This is a genomic window from Limimaricola sp. (genome assembly GCF_016125575.1).
Lineage (GTDB): Bacteria > Pseudomonadota > Alphaproteobacteria > Rhodobacterales > Rhodobacteraceae > WGLM01.
This window is the reverse complement of record NZ_WGLM01000002.1, coordinates 779895-805317: the sequence shown is the minus strand read 5'-3', so window position 1 is coordinate 805317 and position 25423 is coordinate 779895. Positions and strand designations below refer to the sequence as shown.

The following is a 25423-nucleotide window of genomic DNA, read 5'->3' as shown; positions in this document are numbered from 1 at the left end:
ATATGAAAACGCTTCTCGCCTGGCTCACGCTGATCGTGACCACCACATTCGTCGTCGCCCCTGTCCTGACACCGCCCTTCGCCGGATTTCGTGCCGATCAGTTGCCAAACCCGCAGATCGCCCCGCCGATACAGCCGGCCGGCTACGCCTTTGCCATCTGGGGGCTGATCTACACCTGGCTGGCCGTATCAGCCGTGTTTGGCGTGATCCGTCGTCGCGATGATGCCCGCTGGAACCGCGTCCGCGTGCCGCTCATCGCCAGCCTTGCGCTAGGCACGCCCTGGCTCGCCATCGCCAATGCCAGCGCGATCTGGGCAACGCTGACGATCATCGCGATGGCAGCGACCGCCATCGCAGCTCTGCTGGCCACGCCCGCGGCCGACCGTGGCTGGCTGCGCTGGCCTCTTGCCCTTTATGCAGGCTGGCTGACGGCCGCATCGTTCGTCGCACTGGGTGCGACGGCGGCGGGATACGGCATCATGACCGGGCCCGTCGGCTGGGCGGTGGTCGGCATTGCCGGCGCACTCTGTGTCGCCGTCGCCGTCCTGCGCCGCCTGCCCGCCGCAGGCTACGGCGGCGCTTTGGTCTGGGCCCTGATCGGGATCGTCGTGGCCAATGGCATGGACAACCTGGCCATCACAACGTTGGCGTTGGCCGGCGCGGCGGTTGTCGCGGTATTCACCCTCTGGTCGGGGCGGCAGGCACACCTGGCCTAGTCCGGATGTGGCCCCTTGCGCAGGTGTTTTGAGAGCTTGCTGGGCTGCGCTTTGGTACGCCCCTTGAACGGGTTCTTGTCGCCCTGGTCGCGCAATGTCAGCCGGATCGGCGTGCCCGGCATGTCGAAATCGGCCCGCAACCCGTTGACGAGGTAGCGCGAATAGCTTTCCGGCACCAATTGCGGGTGCGAGGTCATCACGACGAAGGCCGGCGGCCGCATCTTGATCTGGGTGATGTAGCGCATCTTGATGCGCTTGCCCTGCGGCGCCGGTGGCGGATGGCTTTCCAGCATACCCAGAAGCCAGCGGTTAAGCTGCGCCGTGGTGATCCGCCTGTTCCAGATCTCGTAGGCCCTCATCACGGCCTGCTGCAACCGGTCGAGGCCTTTGCCAGTCTTGGCCGAAACGGTAACCAGGGGCGCACCACGCAACTGCGGCAACAACCGCTCGAAGGATTCGCGCAATTCCTTCAGCTTGTCCTGCTTGTCGTCCTCAAGGTCCCACTTGTTGACCGCGACCACAACCGCGCGCCCCTCGCGCTCGGCCAGATCGGCGATGCGCAGGTCCTGCTGTTCAAACGGGATCTCGACGTCGAGCAGCACGATCACCACCTCGGCATAGCGCACCGCGCGCAGGCCGTCGCTGACCGACATGCGCTCCAGCTTTTCCTGCACCTTGGCCTTCCGGCGCATACCCGCCGTGTCGAAGATGCGCATCGGCACGCCGTCCCACGTGATGGGTACGGAAATCGCGTCGCGGGTAATGCCGGCCTCGGGCCCGGTCAACAGCCGCTCTTCGCCAAGGATCTTGTTGATCAACGTGGACTTGCCTGCATTGGGCCGGCCAACCACCGCCAACTGCAGGGGCCGGGCGGTCGTCGGCATCCGCACTGGCACCTCGGCCTCGTCATCATCATCTGCAAGGTCCACGTCGGTTTCGGGGCCGGTCTCTTCGGCCATCGCCTCGGCGCGGGCGGCGAATTCGTCGGCCAGCGGCGTCAGAACCGACAGCAACTCACCCATCCCCTCGCCATGTTCTGCCGACAGGCGCAACGGCTCTCCAAGGCCCAGCTCGAACGCCTCCAGCAGTCCTGCCTCGCCCGCCCGGCCCTCGGCCTTGTTGGCGCCAAGAATGACATGGGCGTTCTTGCGCCGCAGGATCTCGGCAAAGGTGCGGTCCACCGCCGTCACGCCCGCACGCGCGTCGATCAGGAAAAGGCAGATATCGGCCATTTCCACCGCGCGCTCGGTCAGTCGGCGCATCCGACCCTGCAGGCTATCGTCGGTGGCATCCTCAAGCCCCGCACTGTCGATCACGGTAAAACGCAAGTCGCCCAGCCGCGCCTGCCCCTCGCGCAAGTCACGGGTCACGCCCGGCTGGTCATCAACCAGCGCAAGACGACGCCCGACAAGGCGGTTGAACAGCGTCGACTTGCCCACATTGGGACGACCGACAATGGCGAGGGTGAATGTCATGACAGGCTTTCCGGGTTCAGACCCGGCCTGCTACACCAAACAAAGCCTAACGGAAAGCCACCAACTGGCCCCGGGTCGTGACGACAAACATCATGCCCTGCGCCACAGCCGGTGCGGCCGTCGCCCCGCCGGGCACCGCGACCGTGCTGACAAGCGCGCCCGAAACCGGATCAAACGAGCGGATCTGTCCATCGGACGAGGCCACAATCAGTCGCCCGCCCGCCAGCACCGGTCCGAAATGAACGAAGCGCGCGTTCTGGCGCCGCTCCTTGCTGGCAACAAAGCCCGGCAGGCTGACACGCCAGATCGTCTGGCCGTTGCGCGCGTCCAGACGCATGAGTTCCGAATTATCGCTGACAATGAAGATCGAACCGCCTGCAGGCCAGACCGGCCCCACGGCCCCTTCATCGGCGGTCCAGATCTCGGCGCCTGTGCCAAGGTCCAACGCCTCGAGACGACCAACGGCGTTGCCGACATATACGCGGCCGCCATCAATCACCGGATCGGACGAGATGTCCTGGATCGGGCCAACCGCCTGCGCCACACGCTCGCCCGCGACGTAGCTTGACCATTGCTGTTCACCGCCGCGCGGATAGGCCGCAACGACCTGACCCGAGGGGAATGGCAGCACCGCTACACTTCCAGTAACCGCAGGCCCCGTGCCGCCTCCGTAAGCCGCCTGGGCGGGCGTGCCGTCAAGCGCCCAGCGCACCCGGCCGTCCGAGACATTGATTGCCCAGGCCCGCGCATCACGCGCCACCACGTAGACAAGGCCACCGGCCACTGTCGGGGCCGCGCCGGCCGCCGCGCCAAGCTCCTGCGTCCAGAGGGTGGCGCCGGTCGACGCATCAAGTGCGATAACTTGACCATAATCGGTGCTGACGAAAAGTTTGCCGTCGGAAAAGGCCAGACCACCGCCCGAGCTCGACCCGGCATCGCCCGGCGGTGCCAGGTCCCGCACCCAGCGCACTGCGCCGTCAAGGCCCACCGCGCTGACTTTGGCGCGGGCATCCATCGCGTAAACCAGCCCGCCCCCTACCACCGGATCGGCGGTGATGCGCTGGCGGCGGCCATCGCCCTCGCCAAGGTTCACAGTCCAGACCGGGGCAATTGATGAGGCCAACGCTGGCTGCGCCACGTTATGTGTCGCCCCGCCCGCGCGCTGGGCCCATTCGGCATTGGTAACGGCGGCGGCAAGCCGCAGGGGCGGCGCGCGGTTGGGCTGGGGCGCCTCGGCCGCGCCGGTCATGCCGTTGCGCACATCAAGCCGTTCGCCCGGAAGTCGGGTGTCCTTTTCGCCGCACGCGGCCAGCAGGGAACAGGTCAAAAGGGCGCCCATCAGGAATCTGGCTGTCACGGTCGTTCCGTCCCTCTTGCCTCATTTGCGCAGTGGCCCGCCAAGACGGGTCTGCTGATCAGTTCGAAGACGCCGCGGCCGTTCCCGCCGCCAGCGCCGCAGCCGCGGCCGCCGCAGCGGCATCGGCTGTGGGTGTTCCACCCAGCGCCACAATCATCCCTTGCGCGCGATCACGCAAGCCTCGCGTGACTTCCGCATCCTGCACGATGTCCTGAAAGCCTTTCAGCGCCGCCGCGGTATCGCCTGCATCAAGGTCGGCCAACGCCATCTGCTCCTGCGCCAGAAGGCGGTATGGCGCCCCCGGCGTCACCAGTGGCTGCAACGCGGCCTTGCGCGCCGCGGGGTCCATGCTGTCGCCGCGCAGCATCACCGCCTTCAGCGCGGCAAGGTCGCGGTAGATCGGGCTGACGGTCATGTCGGCCACCACCGTATCAAGCGTGGCAGCTGCCTTTTCGTTATCGCCCGCGTCGTGAAAGTTTGCCGCTTCCAGCAGCGCCGCGATTGCCCCGGCATCGCCGCCCTTGGCAAGCGGCGCCAGCGCCGTTGCCCTGTCGGCCGGCGCATTGGCATTGAGGGCGGCAAGGATCGCATCCCCACGGGTCTGTGCGGCGGCCTCAACTTGTGCCTTGCTCCATTCAGTCCAGCCGGCCCAGCCGACGACAAGAACAACCGCCAGAATCGCAATCCAGCCGTAGCGGCGCATGAAGGCGAACAACTGGTCGCGGCGGACCTCTTCGGTCACCTCGTCGATGAAACTTTCGCTCTCGCTCACGCTGCCCCCCGGGTTTCTTGCGCCGCCCTGCCGGCGCCCCTCCATAGCGTGAAGCCCGAACGATTGCCAAGTCCCCGGTGACCATCGGGGTTCAGCCCCCTGTCAGGCACGGAAAACGGCGTGGCTCAGGCAGCGGCGCGGGCAAGTCGTGGCAGTGTCAGGCCGGCCAGCGTCAGTGCCACCACGGCGCAGATCGCAATGGCCGTGACCATCGGCAAAGCGGTGCCGTCGAAAAACAGCCCGCCCAGCGCGATCATCGCACCACCTGCCAGCATCTGCAGCGTGCCACCAAGCGAACTGGCAAGCCCCGCGACATCACCATGTTCGTCAAGCGCCATCACCATCGTGGTGGGAATCACCAGCCCAAGACAGGCATTACCGACAAAGAGCCCGGCCACGATCAGCGGCAATCCGGCAAACCCCAGTGCCGTCACGATCGCCAGCGATACGGTGACCGCGGCAAAGCCGCTGACGGCCCACCCCATTACCGGCAGCATGCCAAACCGCTCGCCCAGTGGCGCGGCGATCTGGGACGAGCCGAAAAAGCCCAACGCATTGATCGCAAAGGCCAAGCTGAAGCCGACCGGGCTAAGGCCAAACTGGCCCGAATAGACGAACGACGCGCTGGCGATGAAGACAAAGAAACTCGCCATGCCGAAACCGCCGATGAACGTGAGCCCCATGAATGTGGGGTCGCGCAGCAGCATCCGCGCGCTGCGCATCAGCGAGCGGACATGCACCGGCACCCGGTGTTCGGGCTCCAGCGTCTCGGGCAGAAGCGTGCCTGTCATGACAAGGCTGAACGCGGCAGCGGCGCAAAGGATCCAGAAGATCACGCGCCAGCCGGCCAAGGCGATCATCCCGCTGCCTGCCAAAGGCGCAAGAAAGGGCGACACCGAAATGACCAGCATCACCATCGCCATCAGTCTTGTCGCGGCGGTGCCGGTATGCAGGTCGCGGATGATCGCACGCGGAATCACCATGACCACGGCTGCCCCCAGCCCCTGCAATGCCCGGAAGCCGGCCAGCGCGGTCAGGCTGGGCGCCAGCGCGCAGCCGATCGAACCAAGAACAAAGATCGACAAGCCCAGGTAGAGCGGCCGTTTGCGCCCCACTTGATCAGACCACGGCCCGTAGAACAGCTGACTGATCCCGAAGGCCAGAAAATAGGCGGTCAGGGTGAACTGCGCCTCGGCCACGGTGCCGTTGAGGTCAGCCGTCAGCACCGGCATCGCGGGCAGATACATGTCGATGGCAAAAGGGCCGACCGCCGACAAGAGGCCCAGCACGAGGGCCGCGCGGAAAAGGGGCATAGCCATTTGTGAAATCCTGATCTGGAACGCGGGTTAACTAGCGCGCCAAATCACGCGCGGCAATGCCACACGGACAGGTTCCATTCAGGTCGCGGCCAGCTTCAGGCCGCTTCCTCTTCTTCCATCAGCTGCCGGTTCCACAACTGGGCATATCGCCCCTCATGATGCAGAAGCTGGTCATGTGTGCCCTCTTCGACCAGCCGTCCGGCCTCCAGCACGACAATGCGGTCGGCATCGGCGATGGTCGACAGCCGATGCGCAATCACCAGCACGGTGCGGCCACGGCCCATCGCCTTCAATTCGGCCTGAATCTGCATCTCGGTCTGCGTGTCGAGCGCGCTTGTGGCCTCGTCAAGCAGCAGGATCGGCGGGTCTTTCAGCAGCGTGCGCGCAATCCCCACCCGCTGTTTCTCGCCGCCTGACAGCTTCAGCCCCCGCTCGCCCACCTGTGTCTGGTAGCCCTGCGGCAGCGACATGATGAAATCGTGGATCTTGGCCGCCCGCGCCGCCGCAACAATCTCGGCCTCGGTCGCGTCGGGCCGGCCATAGGCAATGTTGTAGTGGATCGTGTCGTTGAACAGCACCGTGTCCTGCGGCACCACGCCGATCTGGGCGTGCAGACTGTCCTGCGTCACATCGCGCAGGTCCTGCCCATCGATCCGGACCGCACCACCGGTGACATCGTAAAAGCGGAACAAGAGCCGCCCGATCGTCGACTTGCCCGCGCCCGAGGCGCCGACGATCGCCACCCGCTGACCGGGCGCGACACGCAGGCTGACGCCTTTCAAAATCGGGCGCTCCGTCTCGTAGCCAAAGTAGACGTCGTCAAAGACAACTTCGCCGCCTTGCACTTTTAGAACATTTGCATCCAGTTTATCGACCACTTCAGGGGGCTGCTCTAACAAATCGAACATATCGCCCATATCGATCAGCGCCTGCCGGATCTCGCGATAAACCGTCCCGAGGAAGTTCAGCGGCATCGTGATCTGGATCATGTAGGCATTGACCATGACGAAATCGCCCACCGTCAACTGGCCGTTCTGCACACCCATTGCCGCCATCACCATCACCGTCACAAGCCCGGTCGTGATGACGAAAGCCTGCCCGAAGTTCAGCAGTGCCAGTGAATAGTTCGTGCGGATCGCGGCCCGCGCGTAGGTCGCCATCGAGCGGTCATAGCGGTCGGCCTCCCACGTCTCGGCGCCGAAATACTTCACCGTCTCGAAGTTCAGCAGCGAATCAATCGCCTTCTGGTTCGCGTCGGTGTCGGAATCGTTCATCTGCTTGCGGATCTTCACCCGCCACTCGGTGATCGCGAAGGTGAACCAGACGTAGATGCCGATCGTCACGATGACGACGGCCATGTACCATGCGTCGAACTTGTAAAGCAGAACGCCCAGGATCATCAGAAGCTGGATGATCAACGGTCCGATGCTGAACAACAGGAACCGCAACAGGAAATCCACGCCCTTCACCCCGCGCTCGATCACGCGGCTGAGGCCACCCGTCTTGCGGGTGATGTGGTAGCGCATCGACAGCCGGTGAATGTGGGTGAAGGTTTCCAGCGCCAGCGTGCGCAGCGCCTGCTGGCCCACCGGGGTAAAGACCACGTCGCGCAACTGCTGGAATCCCGTCGAGCCAAGCCGCGCGATGCCATAGGCAACCGTCAGCCCGATCGCACCCAGCGCCAGAAAGTTGCCCGCCTTGGCCCCCTGCGGCGCCAGCGTGTCAACCGCTTGCTGGTAGAGGATGGGCGTTGCCACCACGATGACGTTGGCCAGCATCAACATGCCCAGCGCCAGCACAACCCGCAGCTTCACCCCCGGCTGTCCCGGCGGCCAGAGATAGGGCGTCACGCGCCGGATGACGTTCCACCCCTCGATCTTACGATTCGAGAGGTTCGCCTCGGTCTTGGGCAATCGGCGCATGGGGGCTCTCCACTGGGGGCAGTCAGCACTAGGTAATGCCGCCCCAAGCCATTGACCAGAGCGTCACGCCCGTCCCTGCCCGCAGAGTCACTGTGCGGCAGGCTCCACGTCCGGCAGCACAAAGACCTGTCCGGGATAGATCAGGTCCGGGTTGCGGATGCGGGCGCGGTTGGCCTCGAACACCTGCACGTACATGATCCCCAGCCCATAGCGTTTGCGGGCAATGGCCCAAAGCGTGTTGCCCGGTTGGACAACCGTGACGCTGGCCGCTGGTGCACCGGCCGTATCGGGCGCATTTGCCGCCTGCTGGCTGGCGGCGGCCAGCGCCTCGGGCGCCTCCCGGCGGAATGGTGTTTCGATCCGGCTGGTCACCTTTCCCGCGGCATCAAGCTGGTCGATCCGCAACGTGTAGACGCCTGCCGGGACATCGGGCAGCGTAACCGCCCAAGCGCCGGTCTGGACTGCCTTGGTGGTGCTCTTGAGGTCGTTGTCGAGGTAAACCCGCACGAAGCTGCCCGGTGCCGCGCGCCCGGTCAGCCGGGCCGCGCCATCGGCCCCGTAGGTGATCGCATCAAGCGCGACCTCGGTGGCAATGTCGGGCGGCGCGTCGGGCGACGTCGCCGGCTGCAAGACACTGACACCGCTTGAATCAAGAAGCAGGACTGGCGGCGCCGCTGCGGCGGCGACATCCGTCTCTGCCGGGGCCTCGGGCGCGGTAGGCGCAGCGGCCACGGCAGGCGGTGCCGGCGGTGTCGCCGCGGGCGCAGGTGCGTTGGCCGCGTTGCCATCGGCCGCAGGGGCGGCGGGTGTAGCTGCGTCAGGCGTGGGGACGGTGGCCGAGGGCGGCAAGGCTTGGGCCGTGGCGGCGCTACTGGGTGCGGGTGGCAGGGCCGGTTGCGTGTCGTTGGCGGCCGGAGCCGGGGCAGCGCCATCTGCGGCGTGCGTAGGGGCCGGTGCGGCGCCCTCGCCCTCGCCTGTAGCAAGTGCGCCCGTGCTTGCCGATGATCCGGTATTGTCGGTGCCTGAGGTGGGCGCGCCGGCATCTGCCACCACGGCTCCTGCATCGGGCGCGGCCGGGGCGGATGAACTGTCTGACGCTGGCGCGGTCGTGGCTGCAGCGCCCGGCTCGGCAGCCGAGGCAACCACCTCTGGCGCGGAGGCGTCGTTGCTGGCAATTTCGGGGCCCGTGCTGCCTGCATCGGCGGCCGGCATGTCCGGCGCCGGGGCCGCCGGCGCGGCGCTCTGCGGCGTCGATGGCGCGGGCGCCCCTGTCGCGGCTGCGTCCCCAGCGGGCGGTTCTGCCGTCGCAACCTCGGTTTGACCGAAGGGCGCGACAAGCACCGTCTGGTCCGAGGCCACGGCGGTTCCTTCGGGATCGGCCAACAACGACAGTCCGCGCGGCGACGTCGCCGGCGGCAACGACAGGATCGCCACGAACGCGCCAGAGTTGTCCGCCTCGGCGCGGGTCAGTTCAGAGCCGTCCAGCATGATCGCCACCGTCGCGCCGGGCGCCGCACGCCCGGCGATGATGGTCGCGCCATCAGGCTCCACGCGCACCGTGTCGAAAACCGGCAGGATCGGCGACGGCACGGCCGGCTCGGGCGCGGGAGGTGGTGGCGCTGCGGTAACCTCGGGCTGGGCGGAGGTGTCTGTGGCGTCCGGCGTCGCCGGGGCCGCCGCGGCATTGTCCCCACTTGCGGATGCTGACGCTGTATCGGGCGCGGAGTCGGTGGCTGGCGCCGTTCCCGGTGCAGTCGCAACGGCGGGCGCAGACGCTGCCGGTTCAGGCGGCTTAGAGGCCTGAAAATACGACACATATGCAAACACGGCGGCGGCCAGAACCACCGCCGCCAGCCCACCAAGGACCACCGGTCCTACGCCCGACTTTTCGCTTGCGGCCAACCGCTGTCCTTCCCCGCACCCGTCCCCCACCGAGGCCGGTTCCGGCCGTGGTTGGCACACAGTATCAACCGGGGTATGCAGGGCCAAGACGACCCCCCGATTTATCGCGAAAGGATGCGTCATGTCTGCCACGCTGCGTTCGGTCTGCGTCTTTTGTGGCTCGCGTCCGGGGAACCGGCCCAGCTATGGCAGGGCGGCGACAGACTGCGGCGCAATGCTGGCCGCGAACAGCTGGCGGTTGGTTTATGGCGCGGGCGATGTGGGGTTGATGGGGCTGGTCGCGCGCGCCGCGCAGGCCGGCGGTGGCACCACCTTTGGCGTCATCCCCACACATCTGTTGCGGCGCGAGGTCGGCAAGACCGACCTCGACTCGCTGGTCATCACCGAGACGATGCACGAGCGCAAGAAGGTGATGTTCATGAACGCCGACGCGGTGGTCGTGCTGCCCGGCGGCGCAGGCTCGCTCGACGAGGTGTTCGAGGTGCTGACATGGCGGCAATTGGGCCTGCACGACAAGCACATCGTCTTTCTCGATACCGATGGCTACTGGGAGCCGCTGCTGGCCCTCATTGACCATCTGATCGCCGAAGGCTTCGCCGATGCCAGCCTGCGCGATTTTATTTCTGTCGCGCCCGATGTTCCCGCGCTCGAGGCGATCCTGCGCCGCGCGCTGGACTAAGACGGCACGGCCGCACGGATCGCATCAGCGGGTCACGGCGATGCCGCACGCCATGTGACGGCAAGCCAGATGATCGAAAGCGCCGTGGCAATCTCGACCACCGAGAAAAACACGTAATGCAGGCTGACACCGCCGACCAGCAGCGACCCGCCTTGAATGACCGTCAGCAGCAGCGCGACAAGGATATTGGCAACCCGCGCCGGCGCATGCGGCGCCAGGCGTGAAACAAGGATCATCGCCAGCGCCAGTTCCATGACCACCGCAAACGCCAGCAGGAACGTCTGGCTTAACGCCACCCCGCCGACTTCGCCCGTCAAGATCTCCTTGAGGTCTGGCGCATGCATCAGGGTAAAGACGTCGCACCAGAGGAAGTTCAGCGACAGGAACACCCATAGAAGTGACAGGATGCTTGCCCGGGTCATTTCGCGTTCCGGCATGGCGGCCCCCAGAATGAAAAATGGCACCCCGTCAGGGATGCCATTTCCGGTTATCACGAATTCGTGAGGGGCGCCACCATCCGGGGGCGGCAGTCGCTCACATCCGGCTTGCGACGTTTTCCCAGTTCACGAGGTTGTCAAGGAAGTTGGTCAGGTAGGCCGGCCGCTTGTTGCGGAAATCGATGTAGTAGGAATGCTCCCACACATCGCAGCCCAGCAGGGCAGTCTGCCCGAAGCAGAGCGGGTTCACCCCGTTCTCCGTCTTGGTCACCTTCAGGCCGCCATCGGCGTCCTTGACCAGCCAGCACCAGCCCGAGCCGAACTGGCCCGCGCCCGCAGCGGCGAATTGCGACTTGAACTCGTCGACGGAGCCGAAGGATTCGGTCAGCGCCTTCTCCAATTCGCCCGGCATCTTCGACTTGTTCGGGCCCATCATCTGCCAGAACTGGTTGTGGTTCCACAACTGGCTGATGTTGTTGAAGATTCCGTTCTGCGCCACGGCGGTCTTGTTATAAGTGCCGGTGATGATCTGCTCGAGGGTCTTGCCCTCCCACTCGGTCCCGGCAATCAGCTTGTTGCCATTATCGACATAGGCCTTGTGGTGCAGGTCGTGGTGATACTCCAGCGTCTCACGCGACATGCCATGCGCGGCAAGCGCATCATGGGCATAGGGAAGGTCGGGAAGTTCAAAGGCCATGGTCGTCCTCCTTTGCGGTTAAACCAGTTGATACCGAACTGAGGGTTATTGCCGCCCACGTCAAGGTGGGCCGCAAGAAGAACTGCGGTCGCTCCCTGCCCAAGACCGGGCTTTTGCCCTGTGGCAGGACGCGTATTCAGAGCCAGTCTATCCGCTCGCGGAAGTTTTCGCGCCCCGGAAACTTCTCCTTGTGGCGCACCATCAATTCACGGGCGAGATCCTTGCGGTGCAGCGGGCGGCACATCGAGATCAACCGTTCCAGCGGGATCGGACGCCCCGGTGCCGCGGCCACTGCCTTTTCAAGGGCGACAAACGAATCCTCGTTGCGGTCGGCACGTCGCAGGGCCGATGCCTCGGCCAGAAGGATGTCGACATCACTATCGGCCATTTCGCGATGTTTGCCGACAAGGTCGATGATCGCGTTGAAGTCTTCCAGCTTGGACATCATCCGTACCGACGAGGCCAAGGCATCTGGCGTGATGCCTTCGGCAGGCGCAAGGCCGGCAAGGTCCACCTCGGCGCCCTCGACGTAGCTGATCAGAACGTTCGACATGATCCGGTTGATCACGTCGGGCGAGACATGCCGATAGTCGCCCCGCGACCATGCGATCGACGGGTTCGACAGCGTCACGTATTCGTAGGACGGAAAGTAATCGACGCCGTCCTTCCCCAGCAGAAACTCATCCAACGCGGCCCTTTGCACCGATTTGGAATAGGCGTTGGCCACCAACACATCCATGTTGCGGAACGTCGACAACAGCGGCACCGGCGACACGGTGACCAGCATCTTCAGCGGCTTCTTGCGGTGTTTGACCAACAGGTCGTAAATCTCGTTCAACCCGTCCAGAACGTCGGAATAGCTCAGCACCCGAAACTCGAACCGGTCGGGCTCTTCCTTGATCAGCGGGTTGGGCGGCGGCACGTTGAGGTAAAGGCCAAGCTTTGTATCGTACCACGTCTCGACATAGCCCAGCGTCAGGATCACCACGTCGGCGGTCGCCACCTGCGCCATCGCGTCAAGATAGCGGTGCCGGAAAGCCAGAATATCATCGAGAGGGAATTCAAGCTTGGCCATGCCCAACTGGCTGTCGCAGAACCGACCCCGCCCCATCGGGTAGATCAGGTCGGCGCCGGGAAACGTGTCACGCTCCAGCGCCCAGCGCACCTCGTTGGCGACCGAATGGATCGAGTACTTGTTGAAGAAATTGGCCGCGTCCCCAAGGCTTTCGCCGATCTCGCCCAATTCAAACTCGCGGCTCAGCACCCGCTTTCCGGCCGCTTCCAGCGATTTTTCCACATTGCGGGCAAAGCACGACCCGATGGCGAAGATCGTATCATCCTTGCCGATCTGGAAACTGGGCGCGCAATTGGGCGAGGCCAGTGGGTAAAGCCTGTCGCCGTCCTTGTCGGGCGCGGGATACTTGCGCAACGCGTTGGCGCGTGCCCGGTCCATCGCGGCGGTGGCCGTGATCCGTTCAATATGCGTATTGCTGCCCATGCCTGTCCCCGTTTCCCGGTCGCCCAGCATCGTGCCCGGCCCAGACCGCTCTTGCCGGGCTTGCCGCCCGCTCATTTTGACCCAGCATAGGCGCAAAGGTCCAATCCTATCAATAGGACCGCAAGCCGGGCCATGACCTTTGCCGTTTTCTTGGCCATCCGTTTGAGGTAGGGGATTGTCCTAAAGCGGGCAATCCAGGGGCAGGCGATCACATGAACGAGAATGCATCTCCGGTCGTGCCTGACCTGACAGACTCGATCGCGGGCCGGATCGAACTGGTCGAGAACGCAATCGTCGTGCCTCCCCCCAAGAATGACGCCAACCGTTCGGTGCAAAACTCGGGCGTGCTTGCCGCCGATGGCCGCTTCGTCGAGAACTCAATCACCTGGCGGGGCCGCGCCCAAGTCACCCGCGCCCCGGCCATGCCGGACCCGCAGTCGGTAGTCGAGATGTCGGGCAACTACATGTTTCTTGGGCCGCTTTTTGGCCATTTCGGCCACTTCCTGGTCGAAAGCATCTGCCGCATCTGGGCCTATGGTGAATTGCGAGGAAAGATCGACGGCGCGGTCTGGGTGCCGAAGTTCCAGAACCGTCCCGAACACGTGCTGAATGTTTATACGCCCTTCCTTAACGCGCTCGGCGTCGATTGTCCGCTCTACAACCTGTCCGATCCCACACGGATCGAGCGGCTTTACGTGCCACAACAGGGCTTCGGCATGTTCCAGATGATCGAAGGCGCGCCCGAATTCCGTGAGTTCGTGCGCGCCAACGCGGGCAAGAACATCGTCCCGAAGGGCGCCAAGAAGATCTACGTCTCGCGCTCGGCCCTGCCCGCGATCCGCGGCAGCATTCTGGGCGAGACATTGCTGGAATCCTACCTGCAGGACGAAGGCTACGAAGTTTTCCACCCGCAAAAGTACAACCACGCCGACCAGATCGCCGCCTACAAGGCCGCAACACACATCATCGCGGTCGACTGCTCGCCTTTGCACCTGCTGGCGCTGGTCGGCAATGCCGATCAGAAGGTGGGTATCATCGCCCGCCGCGCTGGCGATCTGGACCAGATATTCGCCCAGCAGCTGCGCGCGTTCCAAGGATCTGATGCGCACCCGTTCAATTACCTGCGCCGCAACTGGATCGAGGAACATGCCAACCGACCCAGTCGAACCAGCTGGGGCGAGATCGCCTTTGACAGCCTGTACGAAGGCTTGCGAGCGGCGGGTCTGATCGAGGGGACGAAGGCCTGGCCTGCCCTGACCGAGGCCCAAATCACCGAATTCGCGACGAAAGCGGGTGAAGGCGCCAAGACCACATTCCGCCCCTACGAAGGCGACACAGCGGCAATCGTGGAAGAGGGCGACTAGCCAGCCCCTCTTAGAACACCCCCACCGGCCCGGCTTTTGCCGACGCTTCCAACAAATCAAATACGTAATCTGCGACCGAGCGGAAGCAGATGACGTGGAACGTGTCCTCGTCGCTTTTCCAGAATGCGGCCGCGACCTGCCCCAGCCGGGTGCGGCGCAATTCGCCCACCGGGAACAGGTCGGGATCCAGATCGGCCGGGGCGAGCTTTGCCAGCACTTCGGCAGCATGACCGCCCCGCAGCGTGATGACGGCGCGCGCGTCCGACACGTTGACGGCCATGTGATGCTCGGCCTTCAGTGCGGCCGACAGCGCGGCCACTGTTTCAGCCGCCTTGTCGTGGGCCGTCACCAGCAGCAACTCGTCGGGCGACATCCAGCCCGCGCCGCCCTCCAGCCCGCCGGCCATGCGCCGCACTTCGGGCACCGCCTGCCCCACGGCTTTCTTCACGGCGGCCTTCAGCTTTGCCGAGGCCAGATTGCCCCGCAGCGTGATCATGCCGACCAGCCCCGCATCGCGTAGCGTGATCGCCCCGGCGCTGGCCTCGCGGCCGTTCAGCGCGCTTGTCGCCTCAGGCATTCTGCTTCTCCCCCGCCTTGTCATAGAAAACCTGGTCAACGATGCGCGCCTTGACGGTCACATCCTTGCCCTTGGTAAACTCGATCACCTCGCCCATCCGGTCCGGCCCGTTCAGGACCAGACCCATCGCAATGCCCTTGCCCAGCGTGGGCGAGAAATAGGTCGAGGTGACACGGCCCTGCGTGTTGCGCTGACCATTGGCGTTCACGCCGTCGCCAATCGCATAGGCGCCGTCGGGAATGACCGAACCATCCAGCGTTTCCAGCCCGACCAGTTTCCACCGGTTCGGATCGGTCATGTGGCTGCGCTCCTGCGCGCGCTTGCCGAGATAGTCGTCCTTCTTCTTCGAGATCGCCCAGCCGAGGTTCAGGTCCTGCGGAATGACGGTCCCGTCGGTCTCGTCCCCGATCATGATAAAGCCCTTCTCGGCGCGCATGATGTGCAGGCACTCGGTGCCATACGGCATGATCCCGTGCGCCTCGCCCGCCTTCAGCAGCGCGTCCCAGAAGGCGCGGCCCTGGCTGGCTGGCACGGCAACTTCGTAGCTGAGCTCGCCGGAAAAGCTGATCCGGTAAACCCGCGCGTCGAATTCGCCGATCTTGCCATCCGCCCATTGCATGAAGGGCAACGCCTCTTTCGACAGGTCCATGCCGCCAAGGCTTTCCAGCACGTCACGCGCCTTCGGCCCGACGACGCCGATCTGGGCAAACTGCTCGGTCACGTTGGCGACGTAAACCTTCCAGTCCCACCATTCGCATTGCAGCCAATCTTCCATGTGGCCATGGATGCGCTCGGCCCCGCCGGTGGTGGTGTGGCAAAGCCAAGTCTGCTCGTCTATCCGCGCAACCACGCCATCGTCGATGAGAAAGCCGTTCTCGTTACACATCAGGCCGTAGCGACATTTGCCGACGGGCAGCGTGCTTATCATGTTGGTGTAAAGCATGTCGAGGAAGCGGCCCGCGTCGGGGCCCGTCACCACCAGTTTGCCCAGCGTCGAGGCGTCCAGAAGGCCCACGTTGGTGCGAGTGTTTTTCACCTCGCGCATCACCGCGTCATGCACGCTTTCGCCCTTTCGCGGGAAAGCGTAAGGGCGGCGCCATTGGCCCACGGGCTCGAAATCAGCGCCGTTGGCCTCATGCCAGTCATGGATCGGCGTCTTGCGCACCGGCTGGAACAGCGCGTCGCGCGCCACGCCCGCGATCGCGCCCATCGAGATGGGCGTGTAGGGCGGGCGGAAGGTTGTGGTGCCCACTTGCGGGATCGTCACGTTCAGCGCGTTCGAAAGCGTCGCCAGACCGTTGATGTTGCTCAGTTTCCCCTGATCCGTCGCCATCCCAAGCGTGGTATAGCGCTTGGCGTGTTCGACGCTTTCAAAGCCTTCCTGCGCGGCCAGTTGCACGTCGGAAACCTTCACGTCGTTCTGAAAGTCGAGCCAGGCCTTGGACCGCTTGGCATAGGATGCGCCCTGCGGCATCAACCACACGGGCAGCGGCGCGGCCGCGGCCGCATCCTCACCTTTGGGCGCGGTGCCGGTCTTGCCGGCGTGGCCCGCCGCCTTGGCCGCTGCAAGGCCCGCCGCCCAGCCATCGGCAACGGCGCCGGCCGTCGCCAGATGCCCATTCGCGGTGCCGGCAGCAATCACCATCGGCGCGCCATCGGCCCCGGTCGGCGGCCTGCCGGCATCGGGCCGGAACATCGCCTGATCGTCATCCCAGCTCAACTTGCCGCCGCAATGGGACCACAAGTGCACAACCGGCGACCAGCCGCCCGACATCGCCACGCAATCGCAGGCGATTTCTTCCAGCGGCGCGCCCTCGCCCGCCTGCAGGCACAGCGTGACACCCGTCACCCGCTTGCCACCCTTCACCACCGCCACGGCCATGCCGTTTGCCACGCGAATGCCCGCAGCCTTGGCCGCCGCGGCCAGTTCGCCGCCGCCCTGCGGGCGTGCATCAACGATTGCCGGCACGATCAGCCCGTGGGAATGCAGCGCCAGCGCGGTGCGGTAGGCATCGTCGTTGTTGGTCACCACGACGGTGCGATCGCCCACCGAGACGCCGAAATTCACCAGGTAATCGCGCACTGCGCTGGCCAGCAGGACACCCGGCACGTCATTGCCTGCAAAGGACAGCGGCCGCTCGATCGCGCCTGTCGCGGTGATCGTCCGGCGCGCACGGATCCGCCACAGGCGATGCCGCGGGCCGTCCATCTCGGGCACATGGTCGCGCAACCGCTCGTAGGCCAGCACGTAGCCGTGGTCATAGACCCCGGCCCCCATCGTGCGCCTCCGAAGATCGACATTCGGCATGGTTTCAAGCTCTTGCAGGGTGTCCTTCACCCAAACTCCGGCATCCTTTCCGCCCAGCTTGACGCCATCGACCACTGCACGACCGCCCCAGTCGGCCGTTTGCTCGATCAGCATCACCCGCGCGCCGGCCCGGCCCGCCTCGCGCGCCGCCGCCAGCCCGGCGATGCCGCCGCCGATCACCAGCACGTCCACGAAGGCGTGGAAATGCTCGTAGGTGTCGGCATCGCGGTCCTTGGGCGCCTTGCCCAAGCCCGCCGACTGCCGGATGAACGGCTCGTAGATGTATTTCCAGAACGGGCGCGGATGGATGAACATCTTGTAGTAGAAGCCCGCCGGCAGGAACCGCGCGAGGTAGGTGTTGATCGCGCCCACGTCGAATTCGAGGCTGGGCCAGTGGTTCTGGCTGGTGGCGGCCAGCCCGTCGAAGACTTCCGTCGTCGTCGCGCGCTGGTTCGGCTCGAAGGTGCCGCCCTTGCCGAGGTTGACCAGCGCGTTGGGCTCTTCCGCACCCGCCGCGACCACGCCACGCGGGCGGTGATACTTGAACGAGCGGCCCACCATCATCTGGTCGTTCGCCAACAGTGCCGAAGCCAGCGTATCGCCCGCGAAGCCCTTGAAATGCTTGCCATTGAATGTGAACTTCACGGCCTGCGACCGGTCGATCAGACGGCCGCCCTCTGCCAGACGCGTGCTCATGCGAAATCCCTCCAGCGCCAGCCGGGACGTTTGGCCGAGATCGCCTCGCGCAGCGCCTGCGGCGGTTCGGTGGTTTGCGCCGGGTAGGTGCCGAACACCTCCAGCGTGGCGGTGTCACGCGCGGCCAAAAACCATTTGCCGCAGCCATAGGCATGCCGCCAGCGTTCGAAATGCACGCCCTTGGGGTTTTCGCGCATGAACAGGTAGCCCTCGAAATCGTCGATGTCCGAGCCGGGGCCAAAGCGCTTCAGATGCGCCTCGCCGCCGGGGCTGAGTTCGGTCTCGTCGGCCTGCACGCCGCAATAGGGGCATTCTAGGGTCAGCATCTTGTCCCCATCCTTCTCTCAACTTCACGCGCCATCATGCTGGCATTGAACGGAAACAGGCCGTTCGTCCACGTTTTCCGAAAGATCAATGCGCCACCCCCGCCGCGACGCTTTCGTCGATGAACTTGCCCTCGCGAAAGCGCCACATGCTGAATTCCTCGGTCAGGGGCGAGGCGCCCTTGGCCATCAGCTCGGCCATCGCCCAGCCCGATCCGGGGATCGCCTTGAACCCGCCCGTGCCCCAACCGCAGTTGACAAAGATCCCCTCGACAGGCGTTTTCGACAGGATCGGCGAGCGGTCGCCGGTCATGTCGACGATCCCGCCCCATTGCCGCAGCATCTTCAGGCGGCTGATCATCGGGAAGGTCTCGACCAGTGCGCGCACCGTCTCCTCGATGTGGTGGAACGACCCACGCTGGGTGTAGTTGTTGAACCCGTCGGTGCCGCCACCAATCACCATTTCGCCCTTGTCGGACTGGCTCATGTAGCCATGCACGGTGTTGGCCATCACCACCACGTCCATCACCGGCTTGATTGGTTCGCTCACCAGCGCCTGCAGTGCCAGGCTTTCGACAGGCAGGCGGAACCCGGCCATGTTGGCCATCACGCCGATATGGCCCGCGGTGACCAGCGCCAGCTTGTCGCAGTCGATCGGCCCCTTGGTGGTGTCCACGCCCACCACCTTTCCCGCGTCGCGCCGGATGCCCGTCACCTCGCATTGCTGGATGATGTCCATCCCCATCGCCGAGCAGGCCCGCGCATAGCCCCATGCCACGGCATCATGCCGCGCCGTGCCGCCGCGCGGCTGCCAGAGCGCGCCCAGCACCGGGTAGCGCGGCCCCGAGATGTTGATGATCGGGCACAGTTCTTTCACCTTGTCCGGCCCGATGAACGCCGTCTCGACCCCCTGCAGGCCGTTGGCATGAGCGGTGCGCTGATATCCGCGGATCTCGTGCTGGGTCTGGGCCAGCATCATCACGCCGCGCGGGCTGAACATGATGTTGTAGTTCAGGTCCTGGCTTAGTGTCTCGTACAGGCTGCGTGACTTTTCGTAGATCGCCGCCGAGGGATCCTGCAGGTAGTTCGAGCGGATGATGGTGGTATTGCGGCCCGTATTGCCGCCGCCCAGCCAGCCTTTTTCGAGGATCGCGACATTGCGGATCCCATGATTCTTGCCAAGGTAATAGGCGGTGGCAAGGCCATGACCGCCCGCGCCGACGATGATCACATCGTATTTCTTTTTCGGCTCGGCCTTCGCCCAGGCACGGTCCCAGCCGGTATGCTGGCGCAGCGCCTCGCGGGCGACGGCGAAGACGGAATAATGCTTCATGGCGGGCGATTCCCTTGGGCAGGCGGTGGCGACGGTCCGCGCCTGTTTACTGAACCCTTTGCCGCTGTCCAATGCGACACGGAGCGACGCAAGCCCGGCAGGATGCGACATGGTGCACCGCCGTGGCACCTGCGCCGTCACGGCCCCTTTTCCCGCCGCGCCGGCTCGACTAGGTAGGGGGCGAAGAGAAGGGGTAGAGATGCTGTTCTGGATCATTGCGGCGGGACTTGCGCTGGTAGCCGCTGCAACGCTGGTGGCCCCGCTCTGGCGCGGCACGGGGGCGCCGATGCAGGCGCGCAACGACATCGCCGTCTATCGCGACCAGCTGGCCGAGGTCGACCGTGACATAGCCCGTGGCGTGCTCGCCGCAGACGAGGCTGAGCGCACCCGCACCGAAGTGGCCCGTCGCCTTCTGGCCGCCGACAAGGCTGGCGCCGAAACGCTGACTGAGGCGCCGCAGCGGATCAGCCGCGGCATGGCCGTGACGTTGGTCGTGCTGATGATTGCGATCAGTGGCGGGCTTTACTGGTGGCTGGGCGCGCCGGGCTATCCCGACATGCCGCGCGCCGAACGGCTGGCACAGGCCGCCCAGTTGTTGAAGGACCGGCCCAGCCAGGCCCAGGCCGAAGCGGGCTTTGTCGCCCCCTCCACCGCGCAGATCCCCGCCGACCAGATGGCACTGATCGACCGGCTGCGGCAGGTCGTACCCACCCGCCCCGAGGACAAGCAGGGCTGGACGCTGCTCTCGCAGCAGGAGGCCGGCGTCGGCAACTTCCCCGCCGCGGCGCGGGCCCAGGCACATCTTCTCTCGCTTGAGGGCGATACGCCCGAACTGGCCGACATGGAGCGTCTGGCAGACCTGATGGTCGCTGCCGCCGGCGGTACCGTCTCGCCCGAGGCCGAGGACCTGATGAAGGGCATCCTTGCCCGCGACCCGAGCAATATCACCGCCAATTACTACCTCGGCCTGATGTATGCCCAGACCGACCGGCCCGACATCGCCTTCGGCATGTGGAAAAAGATCATCGACCGAGGCCCCGCGACCGAGCCGCACATCGCCGTCGCGCTGACGCAGATCGGTACCGCTGCCGACCTCGCCGGCATCAACTACACCCCGCCGCAGGCAGCGCCCGGCCCGTCCGCCGGCGATGTCGCCGCCGCAGGCCAGATGAGTGCCGCCGACCGCACCGCGATGATCAAGACGATGGTCGCCGGTCTGGCCGACCGGCTGAACACCGACGGTGGCACGCCCGAGGAATGGGCGCGGCTGATCACCTCCTACGGCGTGCTGGGTCAGCCCGACGATGCCCGCGCCGCCTGGGAGAAGGCAAAGGCGGCTTATTCTGGCAATGCATCGGCGCTCGACACTCTGGCCAACGCGGCACAGGGGGCGGGCATCGCGCAATGATCTGCAACACGGCCGAGGCCTTCGCCGCCGCCCTGCCCCCGCGCCGCGCCATCGCGGGGCTGGACCTTGGCACCAAGACGATCGGCGTCGCCGTCTCGGACGGGCTGCGCAGCGTGGCGACGCCATTGCAGACCATCGCACGGCGCAAGTTCACCCTCGACGCGGCAGAGCTGCTGAAGATCTGCACCGCGCGCGAGATCGCGGGACTTGTCCTTGGCCTGCCGCTCAACATGGACGGCAGCGAAGGCCCGCGCGTGCAGGCAACCCGTGCCTTCGCCCGCAACCTGCGCCAGATTTCACCCCTGCCCATCGCCTTCTGGGACGAACGCCTCAGCACGGTGGCCGCCGAACGTGCGCTTTTAGAGGCGGATACGTCGCGCAAACGTCGCGCCGAGGTGATCGACCACGTCGCCGCCGCCTATATCCTGCAAGGGATGCTGGACCGGCTCGCCCATCTGGAGGCGCATTCGTGACCAATGAAACGACCGACGCCGTCTGGCGCCGAGACGAGATCGAAAGCCCCTGCGTCAAGGTCTGCGTGGTCCATCCCGCCGCGCGGCTTTGCACCGGCTGCCTGCGCTCGATCGACGAGATCGGACGGTGGAGCCGGATGACCCCCGAGGAACGCCGCGCCATCATGGCCGAACTTCCCGGCCGCGCGGGCCAGCTGAAGGTGCGCCGCGGCGGCCGCGCGGCCCGTCTGGGCCAGGTCTAGGGCAGCGCCAGCCAGTCGCCCGGATCGGCCAGCAGCGGCCGGAAATAGGCCACCATCCGCCCCTCGCGCGGCCCCTCGGCCCCCGCTGCCCACGGCGCCACGCCATGAATGGCCAGCCGGTGCATCACCACCGCCTGCCCCGGCATCAGCGGCACCTCGACACGCTGACAGGTTTCGACCACCTCGGCCCGCGCGGCAGCATAGGCCTCCGTCACGTCGATGCTCGCCCAGTCGGCGGGCGCACGGCCTGCAAAGACCTCCTTGAAGGCCGCGCGGATCACCTCGTGGCTGCCGGCCCAGACCACGAGCGGGCTGGCCGCCGTCGGCGTCAACGGCAGGCCCAGGATCCAGGCATGCGGCTCGCGCAGGAACCGCCGCTTCTGCGGCCCCTCTGCCAGCAGCCCGTCCAGGTGCGCGGCATCGCGCTTCAGGCGAAAGCGGTGGGCGGCCTCGCTCTCATCCGGGTCGCGGCGCGGATAGCCGGGCCAGGTCACCGACAGTTGCGCGCGGTGAAGCGGTTGCAGCGGGCCGATCAGGCCATCCCAGGACCCGGCCAGGGGCACCCCGCCGATGCGGCCGTCGGGCCCGTTGGGCAGGGCATCGACGCCCACGAACCATGTGCCGCCGTGGCGCAGCCAGCGGGCGCGCATCTCGGGGTCGGACAGCACGGCCAGGGCCGCCGGGCGTGCCGCCTCGGCCCAGGCCAGAACGCGCGCATCCTGCGCCAGCACCGCGAAACCGTCGCGGGCCAGCGCGGCGGTCACAGCCCCAGCGCCTTGCGCAGCATGTTCAGCGCCACCAGAAGCAGGAAGCCCCCGAACACCCGCTTGAGGCGTTTCGCATCGGTCTTGTGCGCCAGCGCCGCCCCCCAGGGCGCGGTGATCAGCGTCATCGCGATGATCAGCACGAAGGCCACCAGGTTGACTGCGCCGATGCTGAAGGGCGGCGTGCCATCGGCCGGCATGTGGAACATCAGGAACCCCGCGACCGAGGGCACCGCGATCAGCACGCCGAAACCGGCCGCCGTGGCGACGGCACGGTGGATGGGCACGTTGTAAAGCGTCATCGTCGGCACCCCGAACGATCCGCCGCCGATCCCCATCAGCACCGAGAGGAAACCGATCACCGGCGACAGGATCAGCCGCGCGGGCCCGGTGGGCATCGCCGGCCCCAGCCGCCAGTAATCCCGGCCCAGAAGCATGTAGAGCGACACGATCGAGGCCAGCACGCCGAAGATCGCCTGCAGGGCCGTCGATTTCAGCGTCGAGGCGACCGAGACGCCGATGATCGCGCCAATGACGATGCCCGGCGCCCAGCCGCGCAGGATGCCCCATTCCACCGCGCCCTTGCGGTTATGCGACAGGACCGAGCGCACCGAGGTGACGATGATCGTCGCCAGCGAGGTGCCCAGGCACATCTGCATCAGTTGCGGCGAATGGTAGCCCAGCGCCGAGAACGCGTAGTAGAAGGCCGGCACAAGGATGATGCCGCCCCCCACGCCCAGCAGGCCCGCCAGCACGCCGGCAAAGGCCCCGATGGCCAGCAGCATCACGGCCATCTCGATCAGCAAGGTGGTATCGGGCATCGCTCTCTCCATGTCAGGGGCTGCGCGGTGATGCCCCCAAGCCGCAGCAGAGGCAAGCCCCTCAGGCCGCCGCGGCCGCCCCCGTCACCGCGGCCAGCGCCGCGCGCACCAGGTCGGGGCCGGCATCGGGGCGCGCCGCCCCCTCCGACAGCATCCGCCGCCATGTGCGCGCGCCGGGCCGCCCGTTGAAAAGGCCCAGCATGTGCCGCGTCACCTGGTGCAGCCGCCCGCCCCCGGCCAGGTGCGCCGCGATGTAGGGCAGCATCGCCTCCACCACATTCTCGGCGCTGCGCGCCAGCCCCTCGCCCCAGATCGCGTGATCGGCGCCCAGCAACACCGCCGCGGGGTCGTGGTAGGCCGCACGGCCGACCATCACGCCGTCCATCCCGGCCTCGAGAAAGCCCTGCACCTGCGCCAGCGTGGTGATACCCCCGTTGACCGACAGGTGCAGGTGCGGGAACAGGCCCTTCATCCGCAGCACCAAGTCGTAGTCCAGCGGCGGCACCTCGCGGTTTTCCTTCGGGCTGAGGCCCTGCAGCCACGCCTTGCGGGCATGGATGGTGAAGCGGTCCACGCCCGCGGCGCTGACCCGCGACAGGAAATCGGGCAGCACCACCTCCGGGTCCTGATCGTCCACCCCGATCCGGCACTTGACCGTCACCGGGACCGGGCTTGCCTCGATCATCGCGGCCACGCAGTCGGCCACCAGCGCGGGCCGTTCCATCAGCACCGCGCCGAAACACCCCGACTGCACCCGGTCCGAGGGGCAGCCCACGTTGAGGTTGATCTCGTCATAGCCGAAATCGACCGCGATCCGCGTGGCCTGCGCCAGTTCGGCCGGGTCCGACCCGCCCAGTTGCAGGGCCACCGGATGTTCGGCCGCGTCAAAGCCCAGCAAACGGTCGCGGTCGCCATGGATCACCGCCGGCGCGGTCACCATCTCGGTGTAAAGCAGCGCGTGCCGGCTCATCTGCCGGTGCAGGTAACGGCAGTGCCGGTCGGTCCAATCCATCATGGGCGCGACCGACAGGCGCGCGGCGTCCCGCAACGTGTCAGTCCGATTTCCCAGCACTTGTGGCAACACGACAATTATCCCGATCCGGCCCAGCCCGGCTTGAATTTCAATATCACGGTCGCGTCATTTAGCGCCCCGGCGGGCTGTCTTAGCATCCCCTGCGCAAATGCGCCAATAGCGGCCGCCGGCAGGAAAACCGCCCGGACATCTTGCCGCCCGCCATGACGGGGAAAGACCTGCATCGCCGGGTTTGCGGGATGCGAAAATGTCTCGGCCCGGCACCTTCGGCAACTTGCCCCGGGGCCTATATACACGGGCCGCTGAACCACCACGACCAGCCGGCGGAGGCACCTTATGGGCCGCCAGATTTGACGAAAGGCCCCCTAATCCATTATAAAGATAAGACATTCGGGGAGGGACACATGAAAATACAACTGGCTCTTGCCGGGCTGGCAACTACATGTCTCGCGTCTTGCGGGTTTTATCAGGCGCATCAGGCGGGCGAGGCCGCGGCCGATCTTCAGGCCCTTTTGCTGGGGGATTCAAAGGCAGATATCCGCGCCTGCGCCGGTCCTCCACAAAGCATCAGCAGGGAGTCAGGCAGCGAGGTCTGGCATTATCGCTATGATGCATATCGTCACGCCCAGATGGACAGGGATTATGTCGGCCTCGCTGATGTTGTCTTTACCGGCGGCGAGGTGACCGATCTGCGCTTCCGGTCAAATTACGAAACCAACACGTTCGGCATGGCGTTCACTCCCAATCAGATACGGGCGCTCAGCCTGCCCATCTTCGAAGGATGCTAAGGGCTGGTCTCATCCTCGTGCTGGGGCTCTGTCTTGGCATCCATGCCGCCCAAGCGCAGTCGAGCGCGGCCAGCCGATGCCTCGACCGGGTTGGCGCAACCCAGGACGATCTGGCATTGAGCGACGACTCCATCGATGGGCGCGAGGCGCTGCGAAACCGGATCTTGCGTGACATGTCGCTATCGCGCGCACTTGCCTCGGCCGGTTGCGGCGACTTGGCGCAACTGTTCCGCAATCGCGCGAACGGATTCAAACCGGCGCTGCGAAGTTTCACCAGTCACAGCATCGCGGTTTCCGACAGCATCCGGTCGTTTCAGTCGGCCGCGCGGATCGTGACCGGTCTGGCCCCGATCATCGCCGCGGCACAGTCGCGCGCCTCCCAGTCGACCCAAGGCGGAGGATCAACCGGCTCCAGCAATGCCCAGTGCCAGCGCAGCTGCCACGGGCAGGCGCAGATCGGGACATGGACGAACGGCCATTGCTTTTACGAGGCGACCTGCACGAATTAAGCCGCACGGG

24 protein-coding genes are annotated in these 25423 nt (G+C 65.8%); 8 read left to right on the top strand and 16 right to left on the bottom strand.

All coding sequences use genetic code 11. From position 1 onward, the window contains the following. Positions 1-2 precede the first annotated feature (2 nt). Entirely contained in the window at positions 3-716 is a 714-nt protein-coding gene (locus GC146_RS05375; RefSeq protein ID WP_291835389.1) for a hypothetical protein, read from the top strand. On the opposite strand, the gene der is transcribed toward GC146_RS05375, so the two are convergent. The 6 genes from der to GC146_RS05345 all read right to left on the bottom strand — a co-directional run bounded on the left by der (position 713) and on the right by GC146_RS05345 (position 9151). Continuing rightward, on the bottom strand, positions 713-2191 hold the full coding sequence (gene der, locus GC146_RS05370) for a ribosome biogenesis GTPase Der (protein ID WP_291835387.1): 1479 nt from the start codon (positions 2189-2191) through the stop codon (positions 713-715). The two genes, GC146_RS05375 and der, sit on opposite strands and share 4 nt — an antisense overlap. Before the next feature lie 46 nt (positions 2192-2237). After that, positions 2238-3548, bottom strand: coding sequence for a PQQ-like beta-propeller repeat protein (locus tag GC146_RS05365; RefSeq protein WP_291835383.1), 1311 nt, complete (start codon positions 3546-3548; stop codon positions 2238-2240). Between the two features lie 58 nt (positions 3549-3606). Beyond that, positions 3607-4320 (bottom strand): tetratricopeptide repeat protein, encoded by a 714-nt coding sequence (locus GC146_RS05360; protein ID WP_291835380.1) that lies wholly within the window; start codon positions 4318-4320, stop codon positions 3607-3609. Between the two features lie 125 nt (positions 4321-4445). Next, positions 4446-5639, bottom strand: a complete 1194-nt coding sequence (locus GC146_RS05355; protein WP_291835377.1) for a multidrug effflux MFS transporter — start codon at positions 5637-5639, stop codon at positions 4446-4448. Positions 5640-5734: 95 nt separating this feature from the next. After that, entirely contained in the window at positions 5735-7561 is a 1827-nt protein-coding gene (locus GC146_RS05350; RefSeq protein ID WP_291835375.1) for an ABC transporter ATP-binding protein/permease, read from the bottom strand. Between the two features lie 87 nt (positions 7562-7648). Further along, complete coding sequence (locus GC146_RS05345; protein WP_291835372.1) at positions 7649-9151, bottom strand: LysM peptidoglycan-binding domain-containing protein; 1503 nt, start codon at positions 9149-9151, stop codon at positions 7649-7651. A gap of 433 nt (positions 9152-9584) precedes the next feature. Here GC146_RS05345 and GC146_RS05340 point away from each other — a divergent pair, with 433 nt between their 5' ends. Continuing rightward, complete coding sequence (locus GC146_RS05340; RefSeq protein ID WP_291835371.1) at positions 9585-10142, top strand: TIGR00730 family Rossman fold protein; 558 nt, start codon at positions 9585-9587, stop codon at positions 10140-10142. 32 nt (positions 10143-10174) lie between these two features. Here the strand turns inward: GC146_RS05340 and GC146_RS05335 are convergent, their stop codons facing one another. From GC146_RS05335 to GC146_RS05325, 3 genes are all read right to left on the bottom strand, one after another. Continuing rightward, a complete protein-coding gene (locus GC146_RS05335; protein ID WP_291835368.1) occupies positions 10175-10564 on the bottom strand; it encodes a DUF6326 family protein in 390 nt (129 codons plus the stop codon). Positions 10565-10676: 112 nt separating this feature from the next. After that, the gene (locus GC146_RS05330) at positions 10677-11276 is read right to left on the bottom strand and encodes a superoxide dismutase (RefSeq protein ID WP_291835365.1); all 600 of its coding nucleotides are present in this window, start codon (positions 11274-11276) and stop codon (positions 10677-10679) included. 136 nt (positions 11277-11412) lie between these two features. After that, positions 11413-12849: a GSCFA domain-containing protein gene (locus tag GC146_RS05325; protein WP_291835362.1), complete on the bottom strand. Its 1437-nt coding sequence runs from the start codon at positions 12847-12849 to the stop codon at positions 11413-11415. Between the two features lie 137 nt (positions 12850-12986). Here GC146_RS05325 and GC146_RS05320 point away from each other — a divergent pair, with 137 nt between their 5' ends. After that, the gene (locus GC146_RS05320) at positions 12987-14138 is read left to right on the top strand and encodes a glycosyltransferase family 61 protein (protein WP_291835359.1); all 1152 of its coding nucleotides are present in this window, start codon (positions 12987-12989) and stop codon (positions 14136-14138) included. 10 nt (positions 14139-14148) lie between these two features. On the opposite strand, the gene GC146_RS05315 is transcribed toward GC146_RS05320, so the two are convergent. The 4 genes from GC146_RS05315 to GC146_RS05300 all read right to left on the bottom strand — a co-directional run bounded on the left by GC146_RS05315 (position 14149) and on the right by GC146_RS05300 (position 19375). Continuing rightward, a complete protein-coding gene (locus GC146_RS05315) occupies positions 14149-14715 on the bottom strand; it encodes a sarcosine oxidase subunit gamma family protein (protein ID WP_291835355.1) in 567 nt (188 codons plus the stop codon). Next, the gene (locus GC146_RS05310) at positions 14708-17719 is read right to left on the bottom strand and encodes a sarcosine oxidase subunit alpha family protein (RefSeq protein WP_291835353.1); all 3012 of its coding nucleotides are present in this window, start codon (positions 17717-17719) and stop codon (positions 14708-14710) included. Before GC146_RS05310 ends, GC146_RS05315 begins: the two co-directional genes overlap by 8 nt. Next, positions 17716-18045, bottom strand: a complete 330-nt coding sequence (locus GC146_RS05305; protein WP_291835350.1) for a sarcosine oxidase subunit delta — start codon at positions 18043-18045, stop codon at positions 17716-17718. Before GC146_RS05305 ends, GC146_RS05310 begins: the two co-directional genes overlap by 4 nt. Positions 18046-18130: 85 nt before the next feature. Beyond that, complete coding sequence (locus tag GC146_RS05300; protein ID WP_291835347.1) at positions 18131-19375, bottom strand: sarcosine oxidase subunit beta family protein; 1245 nt, start codon at positions 19373-19375, stop codon at positions 18131-18133. A gap of 199 nt (positions 19376-19574) precedes the next feature. Between GC146_RS05300 and ccmI the strand changes: the two genes are divergently transcribed. Genes ccmI through GC146_RS05285 form a run of 3 tightly spaced genes read left to right on the top strand, consistent with a single transcriptional unit; the run spans position 19575 to position 21498 of the window. Beyond that, complete coding sequence (gene ccmI, locus GC146_RS05295; RefSeq protein ID WP_291835344.1) at positions 19575-20783, top strand: c-type cytochrome biogenesis protein CcmI; 1209 nt, start codon at positions 19575-19577, stop codon at positions 20781-20783. Next, positions 20780-21256, top strand: a complete 477-nt coding sequence (gene ruvX / locus GC146_RS05290) for a Holliday junction resolvase RuvX (protein ID WP_291835342.1) — start codon at positions 20780-20782, stop codon at positions 21254-21256. Before ccmI ends, ruvX begins: the two co-directional genes overlap by 4 nt. Further along, complete coding sequence (locus GC146_RS05285; RefSeq protein WP_291835339.1) at positions 21253-21498, top strand: DUF1289 domain-containing protein; 246 nt, start codon at positions 21253-21255, stop codon at positions 21496-21498. The genes ruvX and GC146_RS05285 overlap by 4 nt, the downstream gene beginning before the upstream one ends. Here the strand turns inward: GC146_RS05285 and GC146_RS05280 are convergent. The 3 genes from GC146_RS05280 to dusA all read right to left on the bottom strand — a co-directional run bounded on the left by GC146_RS05280 (position 21495) and on the right by dusA (position 24131). After that, the gene (locus GC146_RS05280; protein WP_291835336.1) at positions 21495-22262 is read right to left on the bottom strand and encodes a hypothetical protein; all 768 of its coding nucleotides are present in this window, start codon (positions 22260-22262) and stop codon (positions 21495-21497) included. The two genes, GC146_RS05285 and GC146_RS05280, sit on opposite strands and share 4 nt — an antisense overlap. Next, positions 22259-23083: a sulfite exporter TauE/SafE family protein gene (locus GC146_RS05275; protein ID WP_291835333.1), complete on the bottom strand. Its 825-nt coding sequence runs from the start codon at positions 23081-23083 to the stop codon at positions 22259-22261. Before GC146_RS05275 ends, GC146_RS05280 begins: the two co-directional genes overlap by 4 nt. Before the next feature lie 61 nt (positions 23084-23144). Beyond that, positions 23145-24131: a tRNA dihydrouridine(20/20a) synthase DusA gene (gene dusA, locus GC146_RS05270; RefSeq protein ID WP_291835767.1), complete on the bottom strand. Its 987-nt coding sequence runs from the start codon at positions 24129-24131 to the stop codon at positions 23145-23147. 389 nt (positions 24132-24520) lie between these two features. Between dusA and GC146_RS05265 the strand changes: the two genes are divergently transcribed. Together GC146_RS05265 and GC146_RS05260 are read left to right on the top strand one after the other, a co-directional pair. Then, positions 24521-24904, top strand: coding sequence for a hypothetical protein (locus GC146_RS05265; RefSeq protein WP_291835331.1), 384 nt, complete (start codon positions 24521-24523; stop codon positions 24902-24904). Further along, positions 24898-25413, top strand: coding sequence for a hypothetical protein (locus GC146_RS05260; RefSeq protein WP_291835329.1), 516 nt, complete (start codon positions 24898-24900; stop codon positions 25411-25413). Before GC146_RS05265 ends, GC146_RS05260 begins: the two co-directional genes overlap by 7 nt. The last annotated feature ends 10 nt before the right edge of the window (positions 25414-25423 follow it).